This window comes from Thermodesulfovibrionales bacterium, from assembly GCA_035622735.1.
Lineage (GTDB): Bacteria > Nitrospirota > Thermodesulfovibrionia > Thermodesulfovibrionales > UBA9159 > DASPUT01.
This window is the reverse complement of sequence record DASPUT010000165.1, coordinates 1-3,465: the sequence shown is the minus strand read 5'-3', so window position 1 is coordinate 3,465 and position 3,465 is coordinate 1. Positions and strand designations below refer to the sequence as shown.

3 protein-coding genes are annotated in these 3,465 nt (G+C 51.5%); 1 reads left to right on the top strand and 2 read right to left on the bottom strand.

The window, feature by feature from the left end; translation table 11 throughout:
* Window positions 1-622: 622 nt before the first annotated feature.
* Window positions 623-1,000 carry a response regulator gene (locus tag VEI96_08820; GenBank protein HXX58087.1) on the top strand — a complete coding sequence of 126 codons (378 nt, stop codon included), beginning with the start codon at window positions 623-625 and terminating at the stop codon, window positions 998-1,000.
* A gap of 97 nt (window positions 1,001-1,097) precedes the next feature.
* Here the strand turns inward: VEI96_08820 and VEI96_08815 are convergent, their stop codons facing one another.
* Together VEI96_08815 and VEI96_08810 are read right to left on the bottom strand one after the other, a co-directional pair.
* Window positions 1,098-2,459: a sigma-54 dependent transcriptional regulator gene (locus VEI96_08815; protein ID HXX58086.1), complete on the bottom strand. Its 1,362-nt coding sequence runs from the start codon at window positions 2,457-2,459 to the stop codon at window positions 1,098-1,100.
* The coding region (locus VEI96_08810; protein ID HXX58085.1) for an ATP-binding protein at window positions 2,456-3,465 on the bottom strand (1,010 nt) is incomplete at its 5' end. The genes VEI96_08810 and VEI96_08815, both read right to left, overlap by 4 nt.

Below are 3,465 nucleotides of genomic sequence, written 5' to 3'. Positions count from 1 at the left end.
GCACCCGAACCTCCAAAGACACAGGCCCCGGCGAAGCCAGCTGAAAAAGGGAAATAGGAATCTTTCTTTTTGTCTTCTCTCCTCTCGGTTCCTGGCTCTTTTTTGCTGATTATTATTATTTACCAGTAAGTTGATACTAGTATTATAAAGTAATACTTTATAATAATGGAACTAACTATATAAACCACTTATTAATATACGGCTGACAAACAGACCATTTTGATTATGTCGACTTAACAGTGCGTCGAGGATTCCGGAGGATCTTTAGTCTGAAGGCACGGAGAGACTCAAAGCTCTGTGCAACGCTGAGAACTCTCCCTTGACCCTGAACCCTGACTATCAAATCTCTCCCCGAAGTGTACGAGCGTCGTTTATAGAGCCGTAGAGAGCATAAATAAACCGTCTCCTGGAGCCTTCCAGGAATAATGCATTTGGTCCATGCTCTTCTCAGTCAGTCCCAGTTTCCCCACACTTTGCGAGGACACAGTTATAAGACTTTCCCCGCTTTGGCATAATCCCGGCTTTCCTGAGAACGGTATCGCAATAGTCGATCTCTTTCGTTACCTTTTGTTAACTTTTATTAATTTTGGCATGCATTTTGCAACCAGAATATCGGCAACGTATGAACAAGAACATCCTCATAATCGACGACGACAACCTCACCTGCTGGGGACTCGAGAAAATCTTCTCCTCAAGAGGTCTGTCCGTCACTACGGCATGCAGCAGAAAAGACGCCATTGGTGAATTCGATAGCATTCCGTTCGGTTATGTATTCCTCGACGTTCATCTCCCCGATGCCGACGGCCTCGAACTCATCAAGGAGATAAAGAGAATATCGCCCGAAACAAAGATAATCGTCATGACAGGAGACGACTCGGAAGCCAATAAACTCAGGGCCTTCGAAGAGGGTGCGTTTTCTTTCGTGAGAAAGCCTTTTGAGATCCCTGAAATCATCCTGCTTGTCAACTACCCGCCCGGCAACGAGACAGTAAGCACCTAAGCCGGTCCTACAAGATAATTCCTTCAGAAGAAACCTGCGGGTCAGTGCAGACTGTTCACGTCCCTGCTATCCAGATAGCCCGATGTTCACCCGCAGATCACTTAATTCCGAACTTTTTCATCCGGTATCTGAAGGTGTCGTAGCTGATATTGAGAAGCTTTGCAGCCTTTTTCATGTTACCCTTTGCCTTGCCCAAGGTCTCCTCGATGATCTTTCTTTCGATATCGCCCAGGGACAGGCCTGAATCGAGAAAGCCGGCGACCTGCTCCCGTGGAACCGAAATCTCGAGCCTCGGCAAGATATGCTCCGGCAGGATGACAGGCCCCTCCTCAAGGAGACAGACTTTCGCAAAGAGACTCTTCAATTCCCTTATATTCCCCGGCCAGTCATAGTCCGTGAGGATTTCGACCGCCTCGAAAGAGATCGCCAGAGAAGGCTTTCCGAACTCATTCTTAAACATGGTAAAAAAATGATCTATGAAGAGGGGGATGTCCTCCCTCCTCTCCCGGAGAGGAGGGATCTTCAGGGTGAACATGTTGAGCCGGAAAAAAAGGTCCTGGCGGAATTTGCCCTCCGCCTGGAGCCTGCTGAGGTCCCTGTTCGTCGTCGCGACTACCATGAGGTCAAAGGGGATCTCCTTGGAACCCCCGATTCTCCGGATCGTCCTGCTCTCGAGAACCCTCAACAATTTGGCCTGTAACGAGGTGTCCATATCACCTATTTCGTCGAGAACGAGGGTACCCCCGTCCGCTTCCTCGAAGAGCCCCTTCTTCTGTCCCTTCGCGTCCGTAAAAGCCCCCTTTTCGTAACCGAAGAGTTCACTTTCGAGAAGCCCGTGCGGAAGAGCGGCACAGTTTATGGCGATGAAGGGATTCATCGAGGCCGGGCTCGCATTGTGTATCGCCCGGGCAACAAGCTCTTTCCCTGTCCCGCTCTCCCCCAAGACGAGGAGATTCAAAACTCTCTGCTTTGCAAGCTTTTTTATCTCATCAGTGAGGCGAACCATTGCCGGGGATCTCCCGATAATCGAGGTGCCCGGGGAGCCGTCCCGGTACTGCTTTACCGTTCTCTTGAGATCGCTCGCCTCAAGGGCGTTTCGCACAATGATCTTCAGCTTCTCCATCTCGAACGGTTTGGTCACGTAATCGTAGGCGCCGAGCTTCATCGCGTTTACCGCTGTTTCCGCGGTGTCGTCAGCCGTTATCATGATAATCGGGAAGGCGTTATCATTGCGTCCGAGTTCTCTCAGGATATCGAGACCGCTGTTGTCAGGCAAGGTTACGTCGAGGAAGAGGATGTCCGGACTCCTCTCCTCTATCCTCTTGATAACGCCGGAAAATCCAGTGTCCGTGGAGACTTCGTATCCTTCCTTTCTGAAGCCCTCCGACAGGACGAGAGACAGGAGTTCGTCGTCTTCAACGATATAGATATTCTTGCCCTTCTGAGCGGGAGCGGTCATGCTTTCTCCCCTGCGACCCGCCCTTCCCTATCCAGCGGGAGGGTTATCGTGACCGTAGTCCCCTGTCCTGTCTTGCTCTCGACCGTTATCGTGCCTCCGTGCCTTTCGACAATCCCCTTCGTAATCGGCAGGCCGAGGCCTGTTCCCTTTTGTTTTGTCGTGTGGAACGGTTTAAAGAGCTTCTGGAGGTTCTTCTCATCGATCCCTGTTCCCGTGTCGGTCACGGTCATGGCACATGAGCCGTCATAACGGGCTGTCTTAATCGTGAGCAGCCCCCCGTGCGGCATGGCGTCATAGGCGTTCAGGACGACGTTCATGATCGCTTGCTGCATCTGCATCGGGTCTATGAGGACGTCAGGGATGTCGGTTGATAGCGTCTTCAGCACTTTGACATCGGAATTATTCTTCGACTGGACGGATACTGCCTCAATGAAGGATACCGTCTTTTCGATCAGGCCATTGATGCTCGCGAGGCTGTATTCGGGCTCCTTCGGACGAGCGAAATCGAGGACTTCCCTGATGAGCGCTTCCACTCTCTTGATCTGGGAGAACGAAGCGTTTACGATTTCGCTCTCGGTTTGCGACAGGCCCTTGTTCTCCGAAAGCATCTGCAGGGCGATCTTTATTCCGGTAAGAGGGTTCTTGACCTCATGGGCGATTGAGGCGGCCATCTCGCCGACGAGGGTCATCTGCTCCGCCCTCTGCATCTTGTGCATCTGCTCGTTCAGGGAAAACGCCATGTCATTGAAGGACGCTGCTACCTCTCCGAACTCGTCCTTCAGCCCTTCTATCCTGTGATCCAGGTTACCGGACTTCAGTACTCTCGTCGCGTCCAGGATGGCGTTGACCGGCTTTGTGAAGCCCTGCAGGAAGATGATCGCGAGGACTAAGGCGAATAGAGGGCCCAGGCCCACAAGGGAGAAGATGACCAGTTTCGTATGGCTTATCTTCCTGATGGAGGTTTCGGTCTTTTCACCGAGTCTCATGTTCGAAAACTTTATCATTT